Annotated in this window: 27 protein-coding genes and 1 tRNA gene; 27 read left to right on the plus strand and 1 reads right to left on the minus strand. The window is 32.6% G+C overall.

The annotated features are described in order from the left end of the window. Positions 1-54: 54 nt before the first annotated feature. From ACWG0P_RS10805 to ACWG0P_RS10890, 18 genes are all read left to right on the plus strand, one after another. Complete coding sequence (locus ACWG0P_RS10805; RefSeq protein WP_455801729.1) at positions 55-711, plus strand: manganese catalase family protein; 657 nt, start codon at positions 55-57, stop codon at positions 709-711. Positions 712-792: 81 nt separating this feature from the next. After that, entirely contained in the window at positions 793-1,794 is a 1,002-nt protein-coding gene (locus ACWG0P_RS10810; protein ID WP_455801730.1) for a hypothetical protein, read from the plus strand. A gap of 66 nt (positions 1,795-1,860) precedes the next feature. Further along, the gene (gene deoC / locus ACWG0P_RS10815; protein ID WP_455801731.1) at positions 1,861-2,523 is read left to right on the plus strand and encodes a deoxyribose-phosphate aldolase; all 663 of its coding nucleotides are present in this window, start codon (positions 1,861-1,863) and stop codon (positions 2,521-2,523) included. 137 nt (positions 2,524-2,660) lie between these two features. Beyond that, positions 2,661-2,736: transfer RNA gene (locus ACWG0P_RS10820), tRNA-Asn, on the plus strand. Between the two features lie 134 nt (positions 2,737-2,870). Beyond that, positions 2,871-3,191 carry a hypothetical protein gene (locus ACWG0P_RS10825; RefSeq protein WP_455801732.1) on the plus strand — a complete coding sequence of 107 codons (321 nt, stop codon included), beginning with the start codon at positions 2,871-2,873 and terminating at the stop codon, positions 3,189-3,191. 121 nt (positions 3,192-3,312) lie between these two features. Continuing rightward, positions 3,313-3,537, plus strand: a complete 225-nt coding sequence (locus tag ACWG0P_RS10830) for a hypothetical protein (protein ID WP_455801733.1) — start codon at positions 3,313-3,315, stop codon at positions 3,535-3,537. Positions 3,538-3,565: 28 nt separating this feature from the next. Next, positions 3,566-4,969, plus strand: coding sequence for a hypothetical protein (locus tag ACWG0P_RS10835; RefSeq protein ID WP_455801734.1), 1,404 nt, complete (start codon positions 3,566-3,568; stop codon positions 4,967-4,969). Positions 4,970-5,184: 215 nt separating this feature from the next. Further along, a complete protein-coding gene (locus ACWG0P_RS10840) occupies positions 5,185-5,694 on the plus strand; it encodes a hypothetical protein (protein WP_455801735.1) in 510 nt (169 codons plus the stop codon). An 83-nt stretch (positions 5,695-5,777) separates the two neighbouring features. After that, on the plus strand, positions 5,778-5,999 hold the full coding sequence (locus tag ACWG0P_RS10845) for a hypothetical protein (protein ID WP_455801736.1): 222 nt from the start codon (positions 5,778-5,780) through the stop codon (positions 5,997-5,999). A gap of 13 nt (positions 6,000-6,012) precedes the next feature. Continuing rightward, a complete protein-coding gene (locus ACWG0P_RS10850) occupies positions 6,013-6,471 on the plus strand; it encodes a hypothetical protein (RefSeq protein WP_455801737.1) in 459 nt (152 codons plus the stop codon). A gap of 105 nt (positions 6,472-6,576) precedes the next feature. Continuing rightward, positions 6,577-6,750: a hypothetical protein gene (locus tag ACWG0P_RS10855; RefSeq protein ID WP_455801738.1), complete on the plus strand. Its 174-nt coding sequence runs from the start codon at positions 6,577-6,579 to the stop codon at positions 6,748-6,750. Then, a complete protein-coding gene (locus ACWG0P_RS10860; RefSeq protein WP_455801739.1) occupies positions 6,747-7,040 on the plus strand; it encodes a hypothetical protein in 294 nt (97 codons plus the stop codon). Before ACWG0P_RS10855 ends, ACWG0P_RS10860 begins: the two co-directional genes overlap by 4 nt. Before the next feature lie 20 nt (positions 7,041-7,060). Then, positions 7,061-7,795 (plus strand): ParA family protein, encoded by a 735-nt coding sequence (locus ACWG0P_RS10865; protein ID WP_455801740.1) that lies wholly within the window; start codon positions 7,061-7,063, stop codon positions 7,793-7,795. Beyond that, entirely contained in the window at positions 7,796-8,797 is a 1,002-nt protein-coding gene (locus ACWG0P_RS10870) for a ParB/RepB/Spo0J family partition protein (RefSeq protein WP_455801741.1), read from the plus strand. It abuts the gene before it with no gap. Positions 8,798-8,826: 29 nt separating this feature from the next. Next, positions 8,827-9,339, plus strand: a complete 513-nt coding sequence (locus tag ACWG0P_RS10875; RefSeq protein ID WP_455801742.1) for a thermonuclease family protein — start codon at positions 8,827-8,829, stop codon at positions 9,337-9,339. A gap of 304 nt (positions 9,340-9,643) precedes the next feature. Further along, on the plus strand, positions 9,644-9,958 hold the full coding sequence (locus ACWG0P_RS10880; protein ID WP_455801743.1) for a helix-turn-helix domain-containing protein: 315 nt from the start codon (positions 9,644-9,646) through the stop codon (positions 9,956-9,958). 16 nt (positions 9,959-9,974) lie between these two features. Continuing rightward, a complete protein-coding gene (locus tag ACWG0P_RS10885; RefSeq protein ID WP_455801744.1) occupies positions 9,975-10,247 on the plus strand; it encodes a hypothetical protein in 273 nt (90 codons plus the stop codon). Further along, a complete protein-coding gene (locus tag ACWG0P_RS10890; protein ID WP_455801745.1) occupies positions 10,222-10,653 on the plus strand; it encodes a hypothetical protein in 432 nt (143 codons plus the stop codon). Before ACWG0P_RS10885 ends, ACWG0P_RS10890 begins: the two co-directional genes overlap by 26 nt. A 345-nt stretch (positions 10,654-10,998) precedes the next feature. Here ACWG0P_RS10890 and ACWG0P_RS10895 read toward each other — a convergent pair whose 3' ends face one another. Continuing rightward, the gene (locus ACWG0P_RS10895; RefSeq protein ID WP_455801746.1) at positions 10,999-11,319 is read right to left on the minus strand and encodes a hypothetical protein; all 321 of its coding nucleotides are present in this window, start codon (positions 11,317-11,319) and stop codon (positions 10,999-11,001) included. A gap of 301 nt (positions 11,320-11,620) precedes the next feature. Between ACWG0P_RS10895 and ACWG0P_RS10900 the strand changes: the two genes are divergently transcribed. From ACWG0P_RS10900 to ACWG0P_RS10940, 9 genes are all read left to right on the plus strand, one after another. After that, positions 11,621-11,857 (plus strand): hypothetical protein, encoded by a 237-nt coding sequence (locus tag ACWG0P_RS10900; protein ID WP_455801747.1) that lies wholly within the window; start codon positions 11,621-11,623, stop codon positions 11,855-11,857. Next, entirely contained in the window at positions 11,847-12,782 is a 936-nt protein-coding gene (locus ACWG0P_RS10905; RefSeq protein WP_455801748.1) for a hypothetical protein, read from the plus strand. The genes ACWG0P_RS10900 and ACWG0P_RS10905 overlap by 11 nt, the downstream gene beginning before the upstream one ends. 199 nt (positions 12,783-12,981) lie before the next feature. Next, positions 12,982-16,896 (plus strand): SpaA isopeptide-forming pilin-related protein, encoded by a 3,915-nt coding sequence (locus tag ACWG0P_RS10910; RefSeq protein WP_455801749.1) that lies wholly within the window; start codon positions 12,982-12,984, stop codon positions 16,894-16,896. Then, positions 16,896-17,705: an immunoglobulin-like domain-containing protein gene (locus ACWG0P_RS10915; RefSeq protein WP_455801750.1), complete on the plus strand. Its 810-nt coding sequence runs from the start codon at positions 16,896-16,898 to the stop codon at positions 17,703-17,705. The genes ACWG0P_RS10910 and ACWG0P_RS10915 overlap by 1 nt, the downstream gene beginning before the upstream one ends. A 23-nt stretch (positions 17,706-17,728) precedes the next feature. After that, positions 17,729-18,673 (plus strand): hypothetical protein, encoded by a 945-nt coding sequence (locus ACWG0P_RS10920; protein WP_455801751.1) that lies wholly within the window; start codon positions 17,729-17,731, stop codon positions 18,671-18,673. Next, positions 18,674-18,967, plus strand: a complete 294-nt coding sequence (locus ACWG0P_RS10925; protein ID WP_455801752.1) for a hypothetical protein — start codon at positions 18,674-18,676, stop codon at positions 18,965-18,967. 5 nt (positions 18,968-18,972) lie between these two features. Next, positions 18,973-19,353, plus strand: a complete 381-nt coding sequence (locus tag ACWG0P_RS10930) for a hypothetical protein (protein ID WP_455801753.1) — start codon at positions 18,973-18,975, stop codon at positions 19,351-19,353. After that, complete coding sequence (locus tag ACWG0P_RS10935) at positions 19,343-21,781, plus strand: ATP-binding protein (protein WP_455801754.1); 2,439 nt, start codon at positions 19,343-19,345, stop codon at positions 21,779-21,781. The genes ACWG0P_RS10930 and ACWG0P_RS10935 overlap by 11 nt, the downstream gene beginning before the upstream one ends. After that, the gene (locus ACWG0P_RS10940; protein WP_455801755.1) at positions 21,774-23,957 is read left to right on the plus strand and encodes a hypothetical protein; all 2,184 of its coding nucleotides are present in this window, start codon (positions 21,774-21,776) and stop codon (positions 23,955-23,957) included. Before ACWG0P_RS10935 ends, ACWG0P_RS10940 begins: the two co-directional genes overlap by 8 nt. Positions 23,958-23,963: the final 6 nt, after the last annotated feature.

A 23,963-nucleotide genomic window follows, 5' to 3' on the forward strand; every position in this document is an offset into this window, starting at 1 on the left:
CATACTTCAAAAAACTTGTGCCATACTAATGTTAAATATGGAGGTATAGAATACATGTTTATATATGAAGATAAGCTTCCAGTGGAAGTGCATATCACAAGACCTAACGCGCAGTATTATTTATTGCTTGACCACCAATTACAAGGATGCAAATCAGGCTTAGAGCAAGCCCTTGTATATATTCGACAATCGTTTATGATTCATAACGAAGAGTTTCATGATGTATATATGCAACTTGGTGCAAAATTGTTGAATGATATGGAAGTGCTATCGGATGTAATTCATCAAATGCATGGAGAAGACGATCGTTATTATGATGAATCAAACGATGATACACCAGTATTTGAATTTATTTTGCCTAGTGGTGAAGAAGAAAAGGAGAAACCTATTGAACATCACGTGAACAACGATTTAACCGCATCTGTATTACGTGATATGGAATTTGAAGATGCTCGTGTGCATCAATACGAACAACTCATTGAATTTATACAAGATGAAGGTGCACAAAAAGTGTTTTGTTATTTAAAAGAAAATGCACAAAAATCTTTACAAACATTAAAGAATTTAATGACCATTCTAACTACACATACAGAAACTAAAGATTTCGGATTGGATGGACATAATGCATTTGATTTAGATACATCTAATTATTTTGATAAACCGAATCCGACCTTTATAAATCCAAACGATATAATAGAAATAGATGAATAAATTCATTTCCCGGGAAACATTACAAGTCACATTGCATAGGCAAATGTGGCTTTTTCTTGTATAATAAGAAAGGTGATAAAATTGAACAAAACTCTCTTTATAAATGAAGAAGCTTTTCAATCCGCAAGAAGTCGAGGATTACGCAAATTGCGTGTACAACTTCTTTTTCTTCTTGTCTTTTTGATTGTGTTCTTTGGCGTAGGATTCCTTACGATAAAGACAATCTTTCAGGAACAAGAAGTCCTTGTACAATATTGCGCACAAAGCGGGATAGAAGTATTGTTATGGGTCATTGCTATTCTGTTTTTGTGGAAAGAAACAAAAATAGGAAGATTGTTATTTACATTGGTGAGTATATTTAGTTTGTATGGACTATACTCGATTGTGATGTTTTACCAATATGATGCAAAAGATTTGTATGAACACACAATAAGAATTTTGTTCACAATCTTATATATATGTAAATGTATTACGTTCCTTATGTACACATATCGCTTATATCAAAAACCCATTGCTTATGTATGGGAGCGTTATGAAACAACAGGTCAATCCGCAGAAGAAGAGGATCGAGCATTGATACAAAAGTTGTTTGCGGAAAATGATGACTATGAAGTACGCAAGCAATCGCAACAGAAAATTAAAGGAAGAGCTCTTCGTACGTTGAAATGGAATGCAATCCTTTTAATAGTTTGCATTTATGGGGGATTGATCCTAATCTTTATGGGACTATTCCTTTTAAGGCTTTATGTATCAGTCGATGGGAAAGGGATTGATTATGTACAACGTTATATGTTGTTTGCATCGTTGTATAGTGCACTTATTTGGTCACTTCCTGCGATTGCGATGTTCTTGTATAAGCGGTGGACATATTATACGTTTATAGTTGCGTGGATACTAGAACTTATACGATTTTCAACATCACTATCTAATACAATAGATATGTTTATGACACAACATTATGGATGGCCTTCTATTATCACAATATGCCTGTTAGAAGTCATTCGTTATACTGTGTTTGCACGATTTACAATCTCATTTATAAAAGATCCATTTATACAAGCGTATTGGAAAAAACAAAAATAAGTAAAGCTATGATTTATATAGAGAGACATGCTATACTAATATCATATAGAATATGGAGGATTGAACATGGAATTAAATAAATATATTGATCACACATTATTAAAGGCAGATGCTGTCTATGATAAAATCAAAGTATTATGTGAAGAAGCAAAAGAATATGATTTCGCAAGTGTTTGCGTGAATGGTTGTTGGGTTAAGACTTGTGCTGATTTATTAAAAGGAAGCAATGTTATGGTTTGTACTGTCATTGGGTTTCCACTGGGAGCAATGACTACAGCAGCAAAAGCATTTGAAACAAAAGATGCGATTGCAAATGGAGCAAGCGAAATTGATATGGTCTTAAATATTGGGGCTATGAAAGCTGGAAATTATGATTTAGTTAAAGAAGACATAGCAGCAGTTGTAAAAGCGGCAGATGGACATTGTGTAAAAGTGATTTTAGAAAACTGTTTACTTACAAAAGAAGAAATCGTTAAGGCATGTCAATTATGTATGGAAGCTGGAGCGACTTTTGTGAAAACTTCTACAGGATTTAGTACGAGTGGCGCAACTCCAGAAGATGTGAAATTGATGAAGGACACTGTGAAAGGTGTTTGTAAAGTAAAAGCCGCTGGTGGTGTTCGCTGTTATGAAGATATGGAAAAGATGGTAGAAGCTGGTGCAGATCGTATCGGAACAAGTGCTGGTGTAGCGCTTATGCAGAACAAAACAAACGAATCAGATTATTAAAATTAGGAGCACTTGTAGCTATATAAACAGGTGCTTTTTTTAAGGAATAAAAAGAAATAAAAAAATGTGAATTTTCTTGAAAAATAATATTGCCAAATCAGATTTATTATGATATCATAATTAAGCACTTAAGAAATGCCTGAATAGCTCAGTCGGTAGAGCATCCGGCTGTTAACCGGCAGGTCACAAGTTCGAGTCTTGTTTCAGGCGCCATTAGAGTGTTGGCAAACTTTGGAATTATCTAAGGTTTGCTTTTTTAATAGAAAAGCAAAAAAGAGACATAGAGGGCACATTGCAAACTTACGCAATGTGCCCTTTTTACGTTTGTTTAGATATAGGAGGTGTTTATGAAGAGCGCGAAAAGAGAAGTGTTTCTGATTTATCTAAATGATGAAGAAAAGGAAATCATCAAACTCTTAGTAAAAAGAGTTTCACCAGGGAAAAAGAATAAACCTATTGGACAGATAATTCGTAAGGGTATTGTTGCTTTAGCAGAAAATCCTGATTTAGACTATTTATTTGATCCTGGAGTTTGCCTAAAACTCTCACCACAAGAAATACAAGTAAGGCAGAAGCTTTATGTGAATCTGAGAGAGAATATAGAAATATTAAGGCAACATGGTTTGGAGTTTCCTGGTGAAGATACGAAAGATATTAAGAATACATGAATTCATTGAGAATTTTAGCCATTTTGATTCTTATAAATTTAATGGCCATAATTTGTTATTGCATGGGATATAATCGCAAAAGAAGACTTATCGACAAGAAAAATGAAAAGGAGAATGACGTATGAAGAAAGGAACTTATGTTAAATTCACATTACTAAATAAAACTGATGAAGATGTTGTGAATAATATGTTCGCAGCTTATCTTGTTGGAATTATAGAATGTGTAGTAGTTGCAATTTTGATAGGAGAACTAAATTTAATGTCAATAGGTCTGCTAGTCACTGCAGCTATATTACTTTGTGTTTTAGCTTATAAAAAAGGAACCCAGGACGCTAGTAAGTGTTGAATAGGTTTTAAAGAGAGAGGTGAGGTAAATGGATCTCAATCTGCAACTTGTTCAAAAGATACATGAAGATGCAGGAAGTAAGAGCCATATTGCTATTACTCGCGACTGGTCAGATACAATACCTGAATTAAAGTATAGAGATAGAAAGTTTTTTGATCGAATGTACAATATCGAAGAATTCGTGCATATGGCCAAGGATCTACAGGATTTTGAAGTTGAAGATACATACTTCAGTATAAATTCATTTAGAAGGAAAAAGAAGCAGACTTCTAGATTGTGGCATCTAAATGGCTTCTTGTTGGATTTTGATTACTATAAATTAAAAAAGTATGAAGATCTTACTCCAATCGAAATGTACGAACTCCATATTAAAGATAAGTTAGATTTATTGCCAACTGCAGTAATTGATTCTGGAAGAGGACTTTATGTTATTTACACATTCAAACATGCATGTAAATCCATGCTTAATACATATAATTCCATTTATAAAAGCTTTTATGGAAAGCTAAAAGAATATGGACTTGATCAAAATGCAATGAATGTTACACAGATTATGAGAATACCTGGCACCTTAAACACAAAATCATTACGCCCAGTTGAAGTTCTAGAGTTTAATGATACCAATTATCAGATGAAAGATTTCTTTCCTATGTTTAAGTATTCTCGTACTGAAGTAGTTAAGTATAAAAAGGATCAAAAGAAAAAAAGAACAATAAAGACTGTTTGGAGTGAAGAAGAACTTGAAAGAAGATATGCATTTCGTAATGAACTGACAAGTGCAATCCTAATGGATCTAAAAAAGCTGATAGAACTTAGGAACAAGAGAAATGTAAAAGATGGATATCGTGAACTGATAATATTTATGGCAAGAAGGAGAATGCAGTGGAAGGGGAGTTCACTTGAAGATGAGTTAAGAGTAGCGCATGAGCTCAATGATACGTTTAGGATGCCTCTTACAATAAAAGAAATTGAACAAAATTGCGCTCCTAGAGGATTACATAAGTGTTGTACAATTCAGAGAATGATATACAGACTCAATATAACTGAAGAAGAACAAAAACAGTTACATGTACTTAGACGCAAATCTCTTAAAGACTCAGACCGATTGAAGAAAAAAAGGATTATTAAACTACTTAATATCACAGAGAAGCAACAGAAGATTTTAAAAAGGCGAACTATGGTAGCCAAACTTAAAAATGAAGGTAAGCGTAATGTTCTGATTGCCCAGATACTGACAATTGATAAGAGTACTGTCACAAGAGATCTAGCATACATCAAAATGCATGCTAGTAAATTTGTAAAGAAACTTAAAGAAGCAATGAAAGAATTGAAGTTAAATTTGGAAGATATCAATATTGTTCAATCGATACGATATGATGACTTGAATGCTTACAAGGAATGGATGTTAAGCAGCGAGGTATTGCTAGAATAGATAGCTAAAAACAACGCTTAGAATGCCCTAAAATAGCCCTGTATGAGGAAGCAATTTAAAGGCAATAATGGAGCGTTGCAAAAAAAGTAGCATCTATGCACGATATGTCAAGCACGACAGTGCTTAGCATTAAAAAAAAGAAAAAGCAGTTTAGATTTAATTTTTGTAAATGCTTTTTCTCTTTACTACAAGGGTAATCCCCTTAGGAGAATATGATGAATTATAAAGAAACACGAATGGAAGCAGAACGTATAACATTTGATATATGTGGTTGTTTAGATGTTGATTATAAAGTAAAAGAGATTACAGGACAGACATCTTTAAATATAATCGCAGGCTCTTATTATGTAAGTGAGATTGAAGATAAAATAGCTAGAAATTTATTTCATGGAGAGATTATCACATCATTGAAAAATGAGCTTGAAACGTCAATAACGAATTATATTGTTGATTATTTAAATGATATTAGAGATGAAAGAGTTATAGCAGCTAGATTCTATTATCAAGTTAATGGGCATCAAGAAGTTTTAGAATTTGAAAATGTTCATGAGGTTGATAAAAATAAATTTGTTGAATGTGGAGTATGTGAACCTGTGCAGGGAGGATACTTTGGTATAAGAGAAGAACTTGTTGGATGCCCTCGATTTGTAGGATGGGTAGGTCCAATGTGGGATGGCGATGCTATACGATATGAAAGTCATGAATATTTCGAAAAACTTCTTTAACCGAAGAAAAGAAAGAAGGAATAGTGTGGCTTATGACAAATCACTTTTAATAAAATTAGTATGCTTAAGGAGGAGGTCATTTTATGACAACACAAGAAAATTTAATACTTAACTATTTACGTCTTACAACGGAATATATTACTCTACCTAATATGTGTCCGGTAGAAGAATATGACAAGGTTGAAGAAAAAAGAGACCGACTTATGGATCAAATTATTCAAACTAGGAAAGATCTGATTGCTAGTGGTATTCCAATAGAACCTATAGAAAGGAAAAACAGAAATGAAGGGATTTCTAGAATTTAATGATTTACACAGAATGTCAGGCTATACAATTTTTGATCTTTACACTGCAACTAGAATCAAAATTATCTATGCTGATGAAAATGAAGTTAAATTCGATGATGGTACTTTTATTGGAGATGATCCGATTTTTGATAAAGACAGATATATACCTGTTGTGGATCAAAATGGAATGAGTTTACTTGTCATGGCATACACAAGAGTTGATGGTAAGCATATTGCAGTCTATTTATATGAAGAGAAAGAATTCCTATATACACTTGTAGATTATGATGAGATAACGGTAAGTGATTTAAAAGGTGCGTCTGATTTGATTGAGTGTATGCTATATGAAATTCAAATCACACATGAGATTTATATTGATAAGACTGCATCTTGGAATGAAACAGTAAAAATGATTTTAGATAGTTGGGAAGCATCAGGATATTATCATTCAAATTCTGAGGCATTAGAAAAGCTAAAAACGATGCTTTAGAAAGGGAATCTTTAATGGTTGAAAAGAAATAAAGTTAACATAGTGTTGATATTAAACGTTGAAATTAACATAGTGTTGATTTTGGGAAAGGAAAGAGAACGAAAAATGTTAAGAGTGAAAGTAGATTTTATCAAAGAAGTTGAATTAAATGAATTTGTAGAAATGATTGAAGAAAAGTATGACGTGGTTGAAAAAAGCGTAATAAAGAATTCAAAAAAACAAGATAGTAAGTTTAAGATGCAATTTTTGGATTTAATCAGAAAGGAAGCAGGTCAATGAATAATTATATTCCAGGAACTAGAATGCCACTTTATATTCTAGATCAACTTAAAAATAAAACTGAGAATGTTTTGATTCCATATAGCTGCATCAAGGAGTATGGAGAAAAAGAAATAATTAGGATACTTGCATCACATGGACTAAGAGTTAAGCTTGAAATATCCATAGGATCTTTTGCAGGTAACTTTAGTGATTTCTGCAACTCTATTCAACGGAAAAAACAAGAATCAAAGAATGATACGCGATCAAAGTATCCGAGAGATGCTAATTACATACTTGTCAAGATTTGAAAGTGAAGAGGAAAGAGAAAATGAACGAGAATAAGAAAGCGAAAATTATTGTAATCATGAATCGAAAAGGTGGATGTGGTAAATCAACTACTGCAAAGAATTTGGCATATGATTTAACTTTAATGGAACAAAGAGTACTATTGGTAGATTTTGAACCACAAAGAAATACCACAGATGGATTATCCACAAGACAGTATAAAAAAACCGTCATAGGATTATTGAAAAATGAGAGAGTGAGTAAATGTATTTATAATACAAGATATAGAAACTTGGATATCATACCTGGCAATGATTATCTAGCGAGCGAAGAAGTGAAAGATATGATAATTAAGAGTCAAATAGAGTCTATACGAAGTATGTATGATTACATCATTATAGATACTTCGCCATATTTTAATAAGTTAACTGCTGAAATAGTTATGACACATGATCTTATAGTTATACCCACCGAAGTCGGAGAAGATTCACTTAAGGGTATGATTACAACTGTAAATGAAATCAAAGAGCTATGTTCCAATGAGATAAATTTTAAAATCTTATACACTAAGATTGATGCTACTAAAGAAATGCAGAAAGATATGCAGGAACTACTAGCTGTATTTGGAAAAGTATCATTTCAAACATTCATACGATATAATCTAATTCCTGTTAACAGGGCAAGGAAAAATAGAATACCATTGTCAAAGAAATATAAGAAATCCAAAGTAACAATTGATTATGAAAACTTAGCTAAAGAATTACTGGAGGTGCTATAAATGGCAAAAAGTATATTAAGAGAATTTATGAATAAAGATGTGGGTGCTCTTGGGTTCAAAAACGAAATTGCTAATATTCATTATCAAAAGATTAAAGAAGCCAGTAAGAATCGTGGTTTAAGACATATTCAAGAACTTGCTGAAGATATTGCCGAGGATGGACTGGATGATAATCTTGTAGTGCGAAAAATCGAAGATCCAACATATGAATATGAACTTGTTGCAGGACATCGTCGATATAATGCAATTCTATACAATATAAAAAATGGAGATATGACATATGAATATATCCCATGCAAGGTGACGACAATGGATGATATCGATGCTCGTAGAAGATTGATACTGAACAATTACAATGCAGATCCACTAACAGAAGCTGAAAAATTGGATACCATCGAAGAACTGAGAGAGATTTACCGTCTAAAAAAAGAGAATGGCGAAAAGATACCAGGACGAATTCAAAATCTCATTGCGAAGGATATCGGATTAAAAAAATCACAAGTTGGTAATTATGAAAAAATACTTAACAATGCAATTCCTAAAGTAAGAGAAAAGATTGCAGAAGGGATGCCTATTTCAACAGCTGCAGAACTATCTTCCCTTAATGAAGAAGAACAACTTATGTTTGTTGAAAGAAAGGATTGTGTAGATTTAAGGACTATAAAAGAGTATAAAAAAGAAGTCGAAGAAGATACATCTAGTGATCCTTTCGCTAGCAGTGATGATATATTGGCATCCATAAACTACGATGAAGAAGAGATATTCGATGAGAGTAATTCAATAAACAAAGGTTCTAGTACAATCAATCATAACAAACAAATTGAAAACTTAGAAACTAATAAGATTCATACGCACACTATTACGCAAAGCTTTACTTTGATTGATCAAGAATTAAATCTTCTAAAGCAAAGGATGAATGAAGTAGAATTTCGTGAAGAGTATTCTACTCTACAGGAATTTATCGAAAAATTCCAGGAACTAAAAAAATTATTGAATCTGTAAAGGTCAAGTATGAATAGGAGAAAAAAGCAATGACAAGAAAAAGATATAGTAAGAAACGTTTTAGTGTGGTAATAGCGTTGGTGATTGGAATTATAACATTTGCTTATTCACAAGCAAAATCTATCATACCTTTATCATCTAATAGTGATGTATCACTAGCGAAATGTGTTGATGGAGATACAGCAAGATTGCATATAGAAGGGAAAGAAACCATTGTACGCTTTCTTGCAATTGATACACCTGAAACTGTCAAACCTGGAACTGAAGTTCAGACATTTGGAAAAGAAGCTTCTAACTATACATGCGATGCTCTAACTAATGCGAAAGAGATAAAGTTGGAATTTGAAGATGATAATGAGAAGGATAAATATGATCGTACACTCGCATGGGTGTGGGTGGATGGTGTTCTTCTTCAGCAATCGCTTGTTGCTGAAGGCTTTGCTGAAGTGAAATATTTATATGGAGACTATAAATATACTGAGCAAATTCAAGCAGTACAAACGCAAGCAAAATTAGATAAAAAAGGAATATGGGGCTATTAAACCCTTATAAGCAAAAGATAATTTAACACTATATAAAAATGTACCAGTTACTGGTACAAATAAAAAAATTCTGCCATAGAAGTCGACAGAGGATCATCATAGCATCATCTCTTGAGAGTATGAGTGCTATGATTTCGGATTGATACTTAACAAAAATTATTTAGTTCTAGATTTATATATTTTATATATATCTAAAAGGGTTTTAATTATTGATAAGATTATATTTACGAAAACAAAAAGTTCCATAAACATCATCTCCTTTCGTACAGGAGATGACATCAATCTAGATATTCTGCCGACTTCTATGGCAGACACTAAATATAATTCTATATGTAGAATCATAACACAAAAAGGAGCCAACTATATGACTATTATAAAGTTTAATAAAAATGTGAAGTTTTTGAGATGTAAACTCTGCTTGAGCAAAAAAGAATTATCTAACTTATCTGGAATTAGTGAAGCAACTTTATGTGAGATTGAAAAAGGCATTCGAAGGAATCCTACTTTATCTATATTAATAAAATTATCGAACGTATTAGATGTAACAATCGATGAATTAGTAAAAGGGGATTTGACTAAAAATGTACCAGTCACTTGTACATTAAAAGAAAACGAATAATAGAGAAGGAGGAAGTATGGGAAAAGAAGAACTTCGAGAGCAAATAAAATGTATTGCAGAAATAATTAATGATCGTCTTAATGGTATACCAGGAGAATGCTATGAAACTAGAATGAACTTTATTTATGAGCAAGTTACAAGAATAAATGTTGATGATTTTATAGTTATGGATGCTATTTACAACAGTAATATTTCAGTGAATGAGAAAAGAGTTATTGAAATAGTAAGAATGATTGAACAAACAGAGAAAGAGGGTGGATGCTTTGAGTTATCAGGATGCATTAGATAGAAAAGAGTGTATACGAAGAGCAAAAAAAGAACTTGGTGAATTTAGCGATCTTATAAAACTTCAAGGTCAAAACTATGTAGTTTCATCAACTAGCTTTGAAGAAATGATGAAAACGATCAGCTATCTAAATTACGATCATAGAATGATTAGAATGATAAATGATAACGATGAGAAAAATCAACATATTGCTAACATTTATAAAGCAATCAACAAGTTATCTAAAGAAGAAGCTAATATTCTATATTTGTTATATGTCAAAAACCATAGAAGGACAGAGCTTGATAAAATTCTTTTAATAAGTAGATCTTCACTTCAAAGAAAACTAAATAATGCCTACTTTAATTTTTCAATTGCTCTTGGTATTGAAGTAATGTATGAATCACGAGAACTTAAGAAAGAGGAGTAAATGAAAAAAAATTATTAAATAATATGTTTAAGTATCAAGACAGTTTGAAGTGTTATAATTGCAATCTTTATTGTACAAGGAATTAGTTTCTTGATTATACTGGAGAATGAGCAGCGTATAGCGATAGAGTTTAATTTAATTTGCTTAATAATATCTAGTTTAATAGGTTTTTCTTTATTCCACATATATAAAAAAACAAACCCATAATGATGAGGTTCGTCAATCAGCTTAAATTAGCGTGGATAATAATTCCAATTACACAAAGCATTTTATTTATTGTCTATGGTTTTCTATACCTAAATGTTTAAAAAAAATGCTAATTTGATAGCAAATTAAAAGCAGGTGTTAATCTTTATATTCTTTGGTATATTTCTTATGTTTGCAATAAGAACAATACTTGCATTTAGCTGTTTTTTGATATGTAAATCTAGTACCAGGAATATATTGTTCAGATGTAGAAATGATTTCTCCTTTATTATTGCGAGTATTTATTTTAGTTCTTATAGATGTGCTATTTTTATCAATTACTTTTCTATCCTTATATCGAAAGGCTGAGTATTTTTTGCATTTTTTGCAACGAAATCTTACTCTTACGATAACATATACAATAGCTAGTATTTCAAGAATACCTACTATTATAAAATCTAGATGCTTTATCTGGTTCATTTTCTTTTCCTATCCCCCTTTGATAAAATGATTATAGCATGCTAAATATACATTGTGAATATTTTTGAATTATTTTTGACACTTTGAGGGAGCTTTTTGTGAATATTTTTTGACACTTTTAATGCGTATAATTTGAATAAAAATTGGGCCTTTACATGACACAAAAATGTGTTAAAATTGATATAGTGGTAAATGTCAAAAAGGTCAGTTTCACAGATATATATGTGGAACTTGACCTTTTTCTGTAAAAGATTGACAATACAAACAAATGGGTGTAATATGGAAATAGAAAGAGGCTGACATGGATAAAGAGTATATCAGGAAACAACTGAAGGATTATTCAAAATATTTGAATATGAGAGAAATATGTAGGCAAGCGGGAGTTGACTCTTCTAATTTTAATGTTTTCAAAGCAGGAGAAAATAAGCGATTAAGTGATGAGAAATTGGGGAAAATTGTTTCAATTATCAATTCAATCAGAATTGAGGAAGATGTACCAGTGACTGGTACTGACGAGGGTGAAGAAAATGAAAGCTAAAAAACTATTATCAATGATTATGGTATTCACATCATGCTTAACTGCATGTGGATCAGCATCAATCAAACTACAAAAAGAAACATTTAATGTAGAGCTTGGTGAACAGATCAACACCAAGGCATCAACATATCTAGCGAAAGATACAGATAAGGATGTATTGAAAGAATCGAAGGTATCTTTTAAAGAAAGCAAGTATTATTCAGTGGATAACAAATCAGAAACATTGAAAGCAAAGGACAAAGACTATTTGCCTGTTGGCAGATATAGTGGATCTGTGAAGTACCAGGACAACAAACAAGACTTCATAGTCGAAGTTAAAGATACTACTGCACCTAAGTTCATTGATTTTAAAGATGAAATTTCAATCGAAGTTGGATCAGAGGTTAAACTAGAAGGATACTTTAAAGCTGAAGATCTATCTCAGGTATCAATTTCAATAAACAAAGACAAATTGGATATAACGAAAGAAGGTTCTTATGAAATCCAAGTTACTGCAGCTGATGAGTATAAAAATAAAGATACAAAGAAAGCAACTATAAAAGTAATTGCGAAAGAAGTTGTGGAAGAACCTGCAGAAGAAACTGCTAACAACAATACAACAAATAACGCAGAAGGAACTACACCAGGCAACAATGCTCAAGCACCATCAAATGGATCTAATTCAAACACAGGTGGCGACAAGACACAAGCACCTTCACAACCACAACAACCTTCGACACCTAATGTATGTACACCTAATGGAACATATCAAGGATTAGGCAACTCTGGGATGTGGTTCAATTCGATGAAAGAAGCAGAAGATTGGGCGTGGGACTATATCTACACTCAGCCTGATCCATGGACGTATTACGGTTATCATGCATGGACTGTAGAAGATAGTTGTGGGGAATCAAGAACTGATATTTGGTCTATTCATTTTTACTAATATAAACTCAAGCACTTTTATCTAAAAGGATAAGGGTGCTTTTTAAATGAAAGGAGCAAGAGCGTGAATTATTATAAGAGAGGTCGTTTTAGGCGCAAGCCTAAACATGTAAAAGGTATTGTTCTTAGAACATGTAAAAGCCTAAAAATTAATTATGTAGATCAGTCATGAACTGGTCTTTTTTATTGGAGGAAAACAAATGATTAAGAAAATCAAAAATAAAGCATCAAAGCTTATACTTGTATTCATAACTGTTTTATCATTATGTACTGGCATAAATACAACTACAAAAGTAAAGGCAGCGTCACCGAATATCACTGCAGGAGCATTTACAGGCTATTCAGTTAATGTCAGTAATCCTGATGGTCATTCTGAATGGAATGCAAATTATGCAACTATTTTGATTGATGGAGAGTATGGTTTTTGTGTTCAGCCTGGATATGTGTTAGCTCCTGGAAATGATTTCACCCCTTCGCCTTTAGATAAGGAACAGTTATCCATAATTGCCTATGAAGGTTGGGTAAGATCCAATCATACTATGGAAGACTATCTAGCTACTCAATTTATGATTTGGGAAGCATTAGGTGGTCGAATAACTTCTACAAGTTTCTCTTCTTACGCTTCATACAAATCAAGTATCCAAAATAAAATCAATCATCATAATGATAAACCATCATTCAATGCTAGTGAAATCACTTTAAATGTTGGAGAAAGTAAGACAATCACTGATACTAATGGAGTTTTCGAACAATATAATTTAGTTAATAATGGAGGACTACAATTAAACAAGAATGGAAATTCATTAACTATTACTGGAACAATAAATGCACCTGATAATGCAATGGTTATATATAACAAAATTCCTGATGATTGTGTGGGTACTAGTATTGTTTATAAAAAAGCAGGATATCAAGATGCTGCAAAGCTATATGTAAAAGATCCACTAGCAATGAATATAAAAGTCAAAGTGAACAAATTTGGTTCTCTAAGCATCACTAAACAAGACGACTTAGGTAACAATGTACCTAATACTTCATTCAAGTTATCTAAGAGCGCAGATATGAATGATCCAATAGGAACTTATACTACAGGAACAAACGGCATCGTTGTTGTGGATCAGTTACTGCCTGCCACGTATTATGTACAAGAAGTGAGTGTTCCTGGACATCTTATTTTGGATAGTACTATTAGAAGTATTGAGGTGAAACCAAATGAGACGTCTTACTTTACTGCTAACAACAATTGGAAACGTGGATATATTCAAGTTGTTAAGAAAGATAAAGATACAGGGAAAACAGTTGTAAAGGCAAATACCACTTTCTCTATTTATAAAAGTGATGGAACATACGTTCAAGATATCACTACGAATAACAATGGTACAGCAAAGACAGGACTGCTATTGTATGGTGAGTATTACTTGCTTGAGAAAACAGCTCCCGATGGATATATTATCACTTCTGATAAACTAGTCTATACAATTAGTGAAGATGGAAAGACATATTCTCAAGAAATTTCAAATAAACGAGTTACTGGCACAATCAACATAAAAAAAGAAGATGGTGTAACTGGTTCTATTCCCCAGGGGGAAGCAACCTTAGAAGGTGCTGTATATGAGCTTAAGGCAAGAACACCTATCTTAGATCCTGCAGATGGAAGTGTGAAGTATGCAAAGGATTCTGTAGTAGCTACACTTACAACAGATAAGGATGCACTGGCTTCGGTATCAAATTTATATCTTGGTGAGTATTATTTAAAAGAGAAAACACCAAGTGATGGCTATACATTAGATCCTACAGAATATAATGTTACTCTTTCCTATGCAGATCAAAACACATCTGTAATCACAAAAGCACAAACCGTAAAGGAAAAAGTAATCGATGGCGATTTCAAAATCACAAAAGTCATTAAGGTTGATCCTTATGGAAGCGAAATTAACAAACCAGAAAAAGGCGCAGAATTTGTAGTGGTACTAAAAAAATATGTAGATCAATATGGATCTGTTAAAGAGGCATATAAACATAAAGTAGATTTTGCAGATCAGGAATATGATGTTCTAACCACTGACAAAGATGGTGAAGCTATATCAAAAAAATTAGCATTTGGAACATACATAGCTCAGCAAACAAAAGTTGGTGATGAAAATGTAGATATACTTGAACAAACTTTTGAAGTGAAAATTGAGAGTGCTAACCAAACGACTATTAAATATGTAATAAGTAACCAGAAATTCTTATCTTATCTACAACTTGAAAAGAAAGATGCAGAGACTGGTAAGACAGTTACCTTATCAAAAACATCGTTCAAGATATACGACGTTGATAATGATAAGTACTTATCACAACGCGTTGGACTTATAAGACATGAAACATGGACTACAGATGAAACAGGTAAAGTGACTTTGCCTTTGAAGGTTCCTGCAGGTAAGTATCGCCTCGAAGAAATCAAGGCGCCTGATGGATATTTATTTAATACAGATAAGATTGACTTCGTTATGAAAGAATCGAATGTCTCTATTGTGGATGATGAAGGGGAACCGATACAAATCGTTGTATTTAGCGATTCTAAGCCTACTGGTACAACAAAGCTAGTCAAAAGTGACAAAGACACTGACGAAACACTTTTAGGTGTACAGTATCGTTTAACCGCTGCTGAAGATGTTCTTGATCCTGCGGATGGATCTGTTGTTTATAAAAAAGGTTCTCCTGTTTCTATGGATATCTCTGAAGATGGATATTACATGACAAATGAACTTGGTGAAATTGAAGTTGAAGGGTTACCACTAGGTTCTTATACATGGAAAGAAACAAAGGCACTTGATGGATATGTCCAGGATAAAAAAGAATATATATTTGAATTGAAACAGAAAGATGATGTTCAAAAAGTATATACACATACTGAAGAATTAACGAATCAAAAGTCTAAAATCGATATTCAAAAGCAAGATGTAAATAATACCGTATTAAAAGGAGCTCATTTACGCCTTGTCGATGAAGATGAAAATATTGTAAAAGAATGGATAAGTAAGGAAGACTCATTAAGATTGGAAGGTCTGCTGGTTGATAAAGAATATACTCTATATGAAGACGAAGCGCCTGAAGGATATGTGATTTCTAAACCAGTGAAATTCACTATTAAAAATACAAATGAGGTACAAGAAATCAAGATGATTGATAATCAAATATCTGTTGAGAAAAAAGATGTGGATGGTAAAACTTTACCAGGTGCTAAGATGCGAGTGATTTCAACAAAGACGAAAGATATTGTGGATCAATGGACATCTACAGAAAAGGCGCATAATATATCGAATTTAATCGAAGGCCATGAATATACGCTTCAGGAAGTAGAAGCTCCAAAAGGATACGTCTTAGCAAAAGATATTAAGTTTATCGCGAATGATAAAAAAGAACTGCAGTCAATCACAATGATCGACAAGCAAGTAACAGTATTAAAAATTGATGAAGATGGAAAAACTTTACCAGGTGCGAAGATGCAAGTAGTTTCCACAAAAACAAAAGAAATAGTTGATCAGTGGACTTCTACTGGAAAAGAACACAATATATCCAATTTAATCGAAGGTAATAGCTACATACTACGTGAATTAGAAGCCCCTGAAGGACTTTTACTTGCTGATGATATAGAATTCACTGTTAACACTAAAAAGGACATACAAGCACTGGAAATGACTGACAAATATATCCTGTCAGAGATAAAGGTGAATAAAGTGGATTATTATGATCACTCAGATGTTTTGAAGGTTGCTGAGTTTACAATTTACACAGATAAAGAATGTACAAAACCTTTTAAAGTAGAGAAGACTAATACATCTAACGGTATAGCTACTTTCAAAAATTTAAGATATGGAACTTGGTATATTAAAGAAACAAAAGCACCTGCAGGATATCAACTTTCTCAGGACATTATTAAGGTTGTAATTGACGATGAATGGGTGGCAGGTACTGATAAACAAAGAACAATCATATTTCCTGATAAGTTGCTTCCTAGTAGTGGAGGTACAGGGGATAACACGGATCTAAAAGGGTGGATTTTATTATCTACTGTTTCACTACCAATGATTTTCTATTTGATTAAGAAGAGAAAAGATTTAAAGGCATAATGAAAAAACATCAGTATTTAATCTTTTTAATTCTAGTCTCTATAATCTGTGGTGGTGTCTATTTGTATTTCAACAGGAAGATGCCTAACAGTGAATTATCGATTACATTCAAAGAAGTCAGGAAGGTTGAAACAGGTGCAAATTTAGATCCAATTGATTTGATAGCTTCAACGTCCTCTGCGAAAATTTTATATCCTAAGATTGATACATCGATATCAGGAAAGAAGAAACTTCTATATATAGCAGTTGGTAAAGACGGATACCAAAAAGAATTCATGACAGAGCTCAACGTGATAGATCCGACACCTCCTGAATTAGTTCTTTCGCAGGATACAGTTACAATAACAGTTGGAGATACGTTCGATGCAAAAAGCTATGTACAAAAAGCTTATGATAGTTTTGATGGAAAATTAAAAGTCGATATTTCTAAAGATTATGATATCAGTTTACCTGGTAGCTACTTAATTACATACAGAGTGATAGATAGTAGCAAGAATATCACAGAGAAAAGTTTAACTTTGATTGTTAAAGATAAAGAGAAACCACTCAATAACAATAATGGAAATCAAAACAATGTAAATGAAGAAAGCAATAACAATCCGAATATAACGCCTTCTCCCCCTTCTGTAGATGCACCATCGCCATCTTATAATGGCCAAACTATATGGTTATTTGAAAATGACGAAAGTGCTACTTCAGCTCAATCAAAATGTGAAAGTGCTGGTATCAATAGTGGTAGAAGGTGGACGTGTTCCGTTATGAACAATGATTTAGGTATACATATAGGATTCAAGCTTAATATCAATTAAGGAATCTAGAAAGGAGTTAGAACATGCTTTTTAAGAAGCTACACAAACAGGAAAAAGCAGATTTGAATGCTGAAATAAATGCAGATGAATCTTTTAGTGTAGAAAGTCAGGATGAATTAGAAAAACGTCTGCAGAGAAATATTAAATCACAAAACAGACGAAGAAAAACTAAGAGTTTTATATTAACATTCATTTTGATATTAGGACTAATGGGAGGGTTCAAGTCATTGTTTACATTACAGAAGGCAGTATTGAATTCTACAGCCGTAAATGATTATGCGTTTGCCGAAAAATATCTCTCTACATATTTTAAATATCCCAAAGTAGAAGAGGACAATAAATTTATCTCGCAATTCACTACTGGTAATTGGGCAGTTGAATATGCTAATAATCAAGTGAAAAGTGTCATTACAAATTCTGTTAAGGTATATCAAGTGACTACGGATCTACAAAATGAAATGAAGATTTATGCTCAATTAGATATGACAGTTACTGATAAAAATGAGGAGAGTTCATCGATAATTACAAATGTTGTACTTGGAGTAATCCACATTGAAAACTCATACCTTGTAAATTCACCTATCTCAATGGTTCGCTCAGATGTGCAACCTATGGAAGAAACTATGAAAAAAGAATATACAAAAAATAGTTCTTCTGTCGCTGGATCAGATTGTACAAATCAAGAAAAAGAGGAGTTAACCAATTCAGTTAAATTATTTATTAGCACGTATAATACGGATTTTACTCAAGCACAATTATTGATGAAAAATGCCAATGATTTGAAACCACTGGATCCAAATACACAACTAGAATTTGAATCTGTGGGAATTGTGAAAAAAGACAGAGAGAACTACATTATTAGTACAAGTGTTTTAATCAAAACAAAAGATGTCTTATTTCAAAGAAGAAATTATAAATTTACTTTTGAAATTAGCTCTAACAAAATAGTAGAAATGGAGGAGTATTAAATGGATTTTACTAATTTAGATGGATTTAAAATATTTTATTATTTAATTTTAATGATCATATTTGTAGCAGGTATGTGGTGGTTGATAAAAAGTGCCATGAATTCATTAAAAAGAACTGGAGGAAAAATATCTTCTATATTTGATGAAATTGGTATGGCTGCAGTTTTATTTGTAGGATTTATAATTATTGCACAGTTAGAGCCAAATCAAGTTATCACGTTTTTACGCACACCGGTTGTCTGGGGGTTTGATTTACTCCTTAAAGCGTTAAGGTTTGTTGGATTTCCAGTGTAAGCTTTATGAGAGAAGCTTACAATTACAGTGCAGTTGAAACACATAAACAGAAATTATTTATACCATATTTTGGAATAGAGATTACTGGATGGTCTACTGTGTTTATTATGCTAGGTGGCGTTTTGTTTGGCTTGCTAATTGTTGGTTATCCTCTATCTTTACTATTTGGAGATTTTGGATTTGTTGTTGCAATTGGACTTACTGCAATAGTCGAAATGACAGCTGTTATGTTTTTAACGGAAATCGATCGTGAAACAGGGAAAAGCAAGCTAATGAGTTTTTATTATACAAGCATAAAACGATACAGAGTTATTTATGATTCAAAAGGGAATTCACATTATATTTCCCCAAAGAAAGAAGGGGTGATTTTTAGATATGTACGTTGATCCAATTTATATTTATGGTAATGGGAACATAGTATCATTCAATGAGTGCATTACATATTATTATCAAATAAAACCTATCAATAGTCTATACGCATCAGATTCACAACTAGAAACATTGATTACTTTGCTTCAAGAAAAAATTCTCTCTGTGAATATGCCAGGAGTGATATTTATCACTCCCAAGCGCATAAATGAAAAAGGCATTATCGATTATTATGAACAATTGTATAAAGTTCATCAAAAGGATGATAGGTTAGATATCTTAAAGCAATCATATATGAATAATGTAAAAAGACAGTTATCAGAAAAAATAAAATATTCATATCATATTTATCTTGCATTTGTAGACAATCGAGATCCTTTAAAGAAAAAGATGCTTTCAGGTATCTTGAAGAAAAATAACGATCCCTTAAATAAGAGAATGAAAGATTTAACAGAAATCGTTGATGAGCAAATATTTAAAAAGTTGAATACAAACTTAACAGCTACTCGCCTTACAAAAGATGAAACACAAGCATTGCATAATTACTTGGCCATTCCTGTTGAAGGAAATATTCACGATTATTCAACATCTCCTCAGGCTACAAATATTGAATACTCTTATAAGTATGTGAATCAACCATCCTTTCATTCGTTATACTCACGTATATTGATTGTTGAAAAATTTAAACAAGACAGATTGGCGGATGGACATCAAGCAAATATTGCTGTTAACGAAATACAATTATATGGCTATCCAGTAGATACTATAATCAAGTTTGATTTAGAGCATACACAAGTATTCAAAAACAATATGCGAGGGAAACGTGAAGATTTAAGAAAAAGTGCAAGACGTTATACCAATTTATCGGATCGTCGAGATAAAGATGCAGAAAAAGCTATGGAACTGGCCAAAATCGGAGAAGAGGTTGATCCTTCTATAGAGGATTCGAAAATACGTTGGCAAATGATGTTTCGTATTCGAGCAAATTCAGAGGAAATGTTGACTAAGAGAAGTGACAATATACAAAAGAAGTTTGAGGGAAAAGGAATCAAGTTGACCTATGCGATTGGTGAACAAGAGAAACTTGCTAATAATCTTTTTCCATTTAAAAATGCATTTCATCACTATTTGAATTTAACTGACATTCTCTATTTCTCTCACTTTAATTTCTTCGGAGGATTGTATATCGGTGAGGAGGATAAGGGTGTTATCTTATCTTATACAGTACCTGCAGACTTACCAGTCCGTATTGATATAGAAGCTCCCATGAAGGGGTTGACTAAGACATCCTCAACTACTTCAATATTTGCAGGAGAAACAGGTTCTGGTAAATCGCAACTTGCTAATAGTATTGTGTTACTATCGATGATTTTCTATGGACATAAAACGTTGAATATTGATCCGAAAGGAGATCGATACAAGTTGGTTGAAATGTTAAATCAATTTGGAGATATTACATCACATTTAATCATAGGTGATAAAAGTTCCATGTCAGGCATGTTTGATGCATTCCTTTTGAATCCTGATGATCAGGTTCATGCGCTATCGGTAGCGAAAAATGATATTGTGTCATTGGTACGAGCTGTTAATGCTGATCAAAGAGTAGATTTATTGAAGATTGACGAAGCGTATGAAAAGATGTGTATTGCAAAAGCAAAAGGAAATATAAAAAAATTAGCAATGACTCATTTAGTGGATTATTTAATGGAGATTGATCCTGTTACTGCGAGCAATGTTAAGTCTTTGAAAAATGATCCGATGGCACGTTTGTTTTATGGTGATGATACAACAGATATATCTAAGGCATTCAATCTTGATAAACCATATAATTTAGTTACCTTTGCTCGAATGCCGGTGTATTCATCAAATAGTAATAAAGAAAGAGGATATGCTTATGATGATAACAATCTAGAACATAAAATATTTGCGCTTGTTTTATCAAAAGTAAATGATATAACAAATATGTTCATTCGCCAAAACAAGGGAATTGCTAAGACGGTTACGTTCGATGAAGCAAAACTATATGCAACTGTACCTGGAGGAATAAGTATATTGGTGAACAATAACTTGATTGCGCGTTCTGAGTTATGTAACATGGGGATTATTTTACAGAATTGGAGTGATATTCCTGATTCTATTATAAATAATACTGGACAATTCTTTATAGGAAATATGGGGAGTAAAGCAGAAATAGAACTGATACTGAAGCATTTCGATTTAGAAAACAATTCAGCACTTTACTCGACTTTGCAGGATAGAACTAAGAATGAAGGAGTATCCGAAAATAAAAAATATAACTTTTTGTATTGTGATTACAACAACAGAAAATGCATTACTAAAATGAAAATATTGGATATTTTTCAAAAGGCATTTAGGACGTTTAAAAACGAAGACATAGAAGTCGTTAAAAGTGAGATAACAAATGGAGATGATCCTTATGAATAAGCGTAAATCAATTGTGATGTTTCTCCTGGTAATATTGTTTTCTCTAATTGCCATTGTACCAATGAAAGCAAAAGCAAATTCATTATATGTACCAGTCACTGGTACATCACTTTATGAGGAAGAAGAAGGATGCGATGGATGTCAGACATCTGACTTTATATCAGATGCGCTTAAGAGTTTAGATGAAGAAACAGCGAAAGAAGAATCAGGAAAAAACTATGTGCGCAATTACTTCAACTCCGCAGAGACTGCAATTACTGATGGCATCGATATTTTCGATCCATCTACAATTCCTATGGTAATTCTTAATATGATTACAAAACTATTAGAACTTATAGGAACCATGGTAACATATGTAGTTATGTTGGTATATAACATAGCATCTTCTTCTTTTATACCAGATGTTGTTGATAAGATATTTGTCAATATAGATAAAATTGTATTCGATTGGTCCAATCCTAATTCATGGATTATGAAAATATTGTTGATAGTAACACTCATGGGGATTTTGTATCAGTTGATTAAAAACTTTAAGAGATTAACAAATTGGAAAGCAATCATGGAATTGATGATAAGTTCACTATTATCGATGTTCTTGATAGTATTCATAGGTCAGAATGGTAGAAATATTGTTATGGGATTTGAAAAGCCACTTACAACATTGATGACTCAGACTTTTGATTTTACTGGAGAAGAAAATACAGAAATTGCTAACAAAACTAACTTATTTGATATTCTACAAATGCAGCCATTTATATTGCGGAATTTTGGTTCTACGACGGTAGAGGGTGTAGCAAATCGATTTGGTATCGATGTTACAGAAGCATCGGATAGGGTTCAAACATTATTGGATGATCCGTCTGAAGAAAATGCAGAAAAGGAATATGAGGATTATAAGAATACTTCGATAACGCATGATCCAAGTTCGGCCGGCAAAGCATTATTTGTATCTGCAATAACCCTGATTCATAGGATTGCGATTAGTTTTGTACTGATTGTTATGTCATTATCAGTGGGTGTTATAAAGTTAGCAAAAGTTATACTTTTGGGACTGAGTGTATATCAACTTATTTGGTGGATGCTCAAAAGGAGCAATAAAGCTTGGCAATGGTTTACAGATAGGCTTTTATGGTGCTTTTTGACTGTAATTGCAGACGTACTTCTGTCTGTTGGACTATATTTTATTACATCGTTATGTGCTGAAGTTGCAACTAAAAATATTTTTTATATGTTGGCAGTGGATATAGGTTTGATCGTTTTACTTGTTTTTGCAATAAATAATATATCAACAATCATGGCTACTTTAAAAGAAGACGGTGGAGCAGTGGTTTCTGCAATGATGTCTGCTGGTCAATCTCCAGGAGAAACATTTGGAGGTATTGTGAAAAAACATGATAAAAAGAGAAAAGCAGAAAAGGAGAAAAAAGAAAAAGAAAATCAAGCAAGTGAGTCTGAGCCAGGTTCTGTAAATGAGAACACAAATAATCCAAGTGATGATGTTTATGATGAAAACTTAGCAGAAGATAATGTAGATACTACGGATGCCTCAAATAATTCGTTAAGTGATCAATATGATTTTCCAAACGAAAATGTTGACACAAGGGGTTTAAATTATAAGGCCACTGAAGATACAGAAGAAGATGGCGTACCAGATGGTTTAGAACATGAAGATAGTGATCAACATGCTGAGAATGATAATAACTCATTGACCGATGAAGATTACGATGATGCGAATAATTTAGAAGGCGCATCCTCGGAATTTGAAGATAATAGTGTTGGTAGTCTAAACAAAGAATTATCTTTAGAAAAATTATCTGAAGAAGACGCAGATGTTGATGATGTATCTCTGTATTATCCTGATGATGAAAAGAATGATATTGTTGATGATAGTGAATATGAAGAAGATTTGATTGATCAATCTGATTATGAAGTCGATAATGATGGTTTGGATATGAACAAAGAAGCAGAAGTGAATCAACCTTACAGTGGACAGGAAAATCTTTTAGATGAAATACATAACAATAAAGAATCAATCTTAGTTGAAAAAGAGATTACTCAGAAAGAAGAATCAAGAGTAATAACAAATGAAGGAAATAATACAATTGATGATGAGGTTGATGAGAACAAAGAACAAAGTGAAATAGAGTGGGAACCATTCGATGAAGAGGATAATTAAAGTCTC

This window comes from Amedibacillus sp. YH-ame6, from assembly GCF_053848845.1.

What these genes read in the sequence shown, in the direction of transcription:
- ACWG0P_RS10860 (WP_455801739.1), top strand. Translation starts at nt 6,747, where the DNA reads ATGAATAATTATATTCCAGGAACTAGAATGCCACTTTATATTCTAGAT.
- deoC (WP_455801731.1), top strand. Translation starts at nt 1,861, where the DNA reads ATGGAATTAAATAAATATATTGATCACACATTATTAAAGGCAGATGCT.
- ACWG0P_RS10905 (WP_455801748.1), top strand. Translation starts at nt 11,847, where the DNA reads ATGAAAGCTAAAAAACTATTATCAATGATTATGGTATTCACATCATGC.
- ACWG0P_RS10850 (WP_455801737.1), top strand. Translation starts at nt 6,013, where the DNA reads ATGTCAGGCTATACAATTTTTGATCTTTACACTGCAACTAGAATCAAA.
- ACWG0P_RS10865 (WP_455801740.1), top strand. Translation starts at nt 7,061, where the DNA reads ATGAACGAGAATAAGAAAGCGAAAATTATTGTAATCATGAATCGAAAA.
- ACWG0P_RS10835 (WP_455801734.1), top strand. Translation starts at nt 3,566, where the DNA reads ATGGATCTCAATCTGCAACTTGTTCAAAAGATACATGAAGATGCAGGA.
- ACWG0P_RS10895 (WP_455801746.1), bottom strand. Translation starts at nt 11,319, where the DNA reads ATGAACCAGATAAAGCATCTAGATTTTATAATAGTAGGTATTCTTGAA.
- ACWG0P_RS10875 (WP_455801742.1), top strand. Translation starts at nt 8,827, where the DNA reads ATGACAAGAAAAAGATATAGTAAGAAACGTTTTAGTGTGGTAATAGCG.
- ACWG0P_RS10900 (WP_455801747.1), top strand. Translation starts at nt 11,621, where the DNA reads ATGGATAAAGAGTATATCAGGAAACAACTGAAGGATTATTCAAAATAT.
- ACWG0P_RS10840 (WP_455801735.1), top strand. Translation starts at nt 5,185, where the DNA reads ATGAATTATAAAGAAACACGAATGGAAGCAGAACGTATAACATTTGAT.
- ACWG0P_RS10880 (WP_455801743.1), top strand. Translation starts at nt 9,644, where the DNA reads ATGGCAGACACTAAATATAATTCTATATGTAGAATCATAACACAAAAA.
- ACWG0P_RS10910 (WP_455801749.1), top strand. Translation starts at nt 12,982, where the DNA reads ATGATTAAGAAAATCAAAAATAAAGCATCAAAGCTTATACTTGTATTC.
- ACWG0P_RS10940 (WP_455801755.1), top strand. Translation starts at nt 21,774, where the DNA reads ATGAATAAGCGTAAATCAATTGTGATGTTTCTCCTGGTAATATTGTTT.
- ACWG0P_RS10935 (WP_455801754.1), top strand. Translation starts at nt 19,343, where the DNA reads ATGTACGTTGATCCAATTTATATTTATGGTAATGGGAACATAGTATCA.
- ACWG0P_RS10915 (WP_455801750.1), top strand. Translation starts at nt 16,896, where the DNA reads ATGAAAAAACATCAGTATTTAATCTTTTTAATTCTAGTCTCTATAATC.
- ACWG0P_RS10930 (WP_455801753.1), top strand. Translation starts at nt 18,973, where the DNA reads ATGAGAGAAGCTTACAATTACAGTGCAGTTGAAACACATAAACAGAAA.
- ACWG0P_RS10830 (WP_455801733.1), top strand. Translation starts at nt 3,313, where the DNA reads ATGAAGAAAGGAACTTATGTTAAATTCACATTACTAAATAAAACTGAT.
- ACWG0P_RS10855 (WP_455801738.1), top strand. Translation starts at nt 6,577, where the DNA reads ATGTTAAGAGTGAAAGTAGATTTTATCAAAGAAGTTGAATTAAATGAA.
- ACWG0P_RS10885 (WP_455801744.1), top strand. Translation starts at nt 9,975, where the DNA reads ATGGGAAAAGAAGAACTTCGAGAGCAAATAAAATGTATTGCAGAAATA.
- ACWG0P_RS10925 (WP_455801752.1), top strand. Translation starts at nt 18,674, where the DNA reads ATGGATTTTACTAATTTAGATGGATTTAAAATATTTTATTATTTAATT.
- ACWG0P_RS10845 (WP_455801736.1), top strand. Translation starts at nt 5,778, where the DNA reads ATGACAACACAAGAAAATTTAATACTTAACTATTTACGTCTTACAACG.
- ACWG0P_RS10870 (WP_455801741.1), top strand. Translation starts at nt 7,796, where the DNA reads ATGGCAAAAAGTATATTAAGAGAATTTATGAATAAAGATGTGGGTGCT.
- ACWG0P_RS10805 (WP_455801729.1), top strand. Translation starts at nt 55, where the DNA reads ATGTTTATATATGAAGATAAGCTTCCAGTGGAAGTGCATATCACAAGA.
- ACWG0P_RS10825 (WP_455801732.1), top strand. Translation starts at nt 2,871, where the DNA reads ATGAAGAGCGCGAAAAGAGAAGTGTTTCTGATTTATCTAAATGATGAA.
- ACWG0P_RS10920 (WP_455801751.1), top strand. Translation starts at nt 17,729, where the DNA reads ATGCTTTTTAAGAAGCTACACAAACAGGAAAAAGCAGATTTGAATGCT.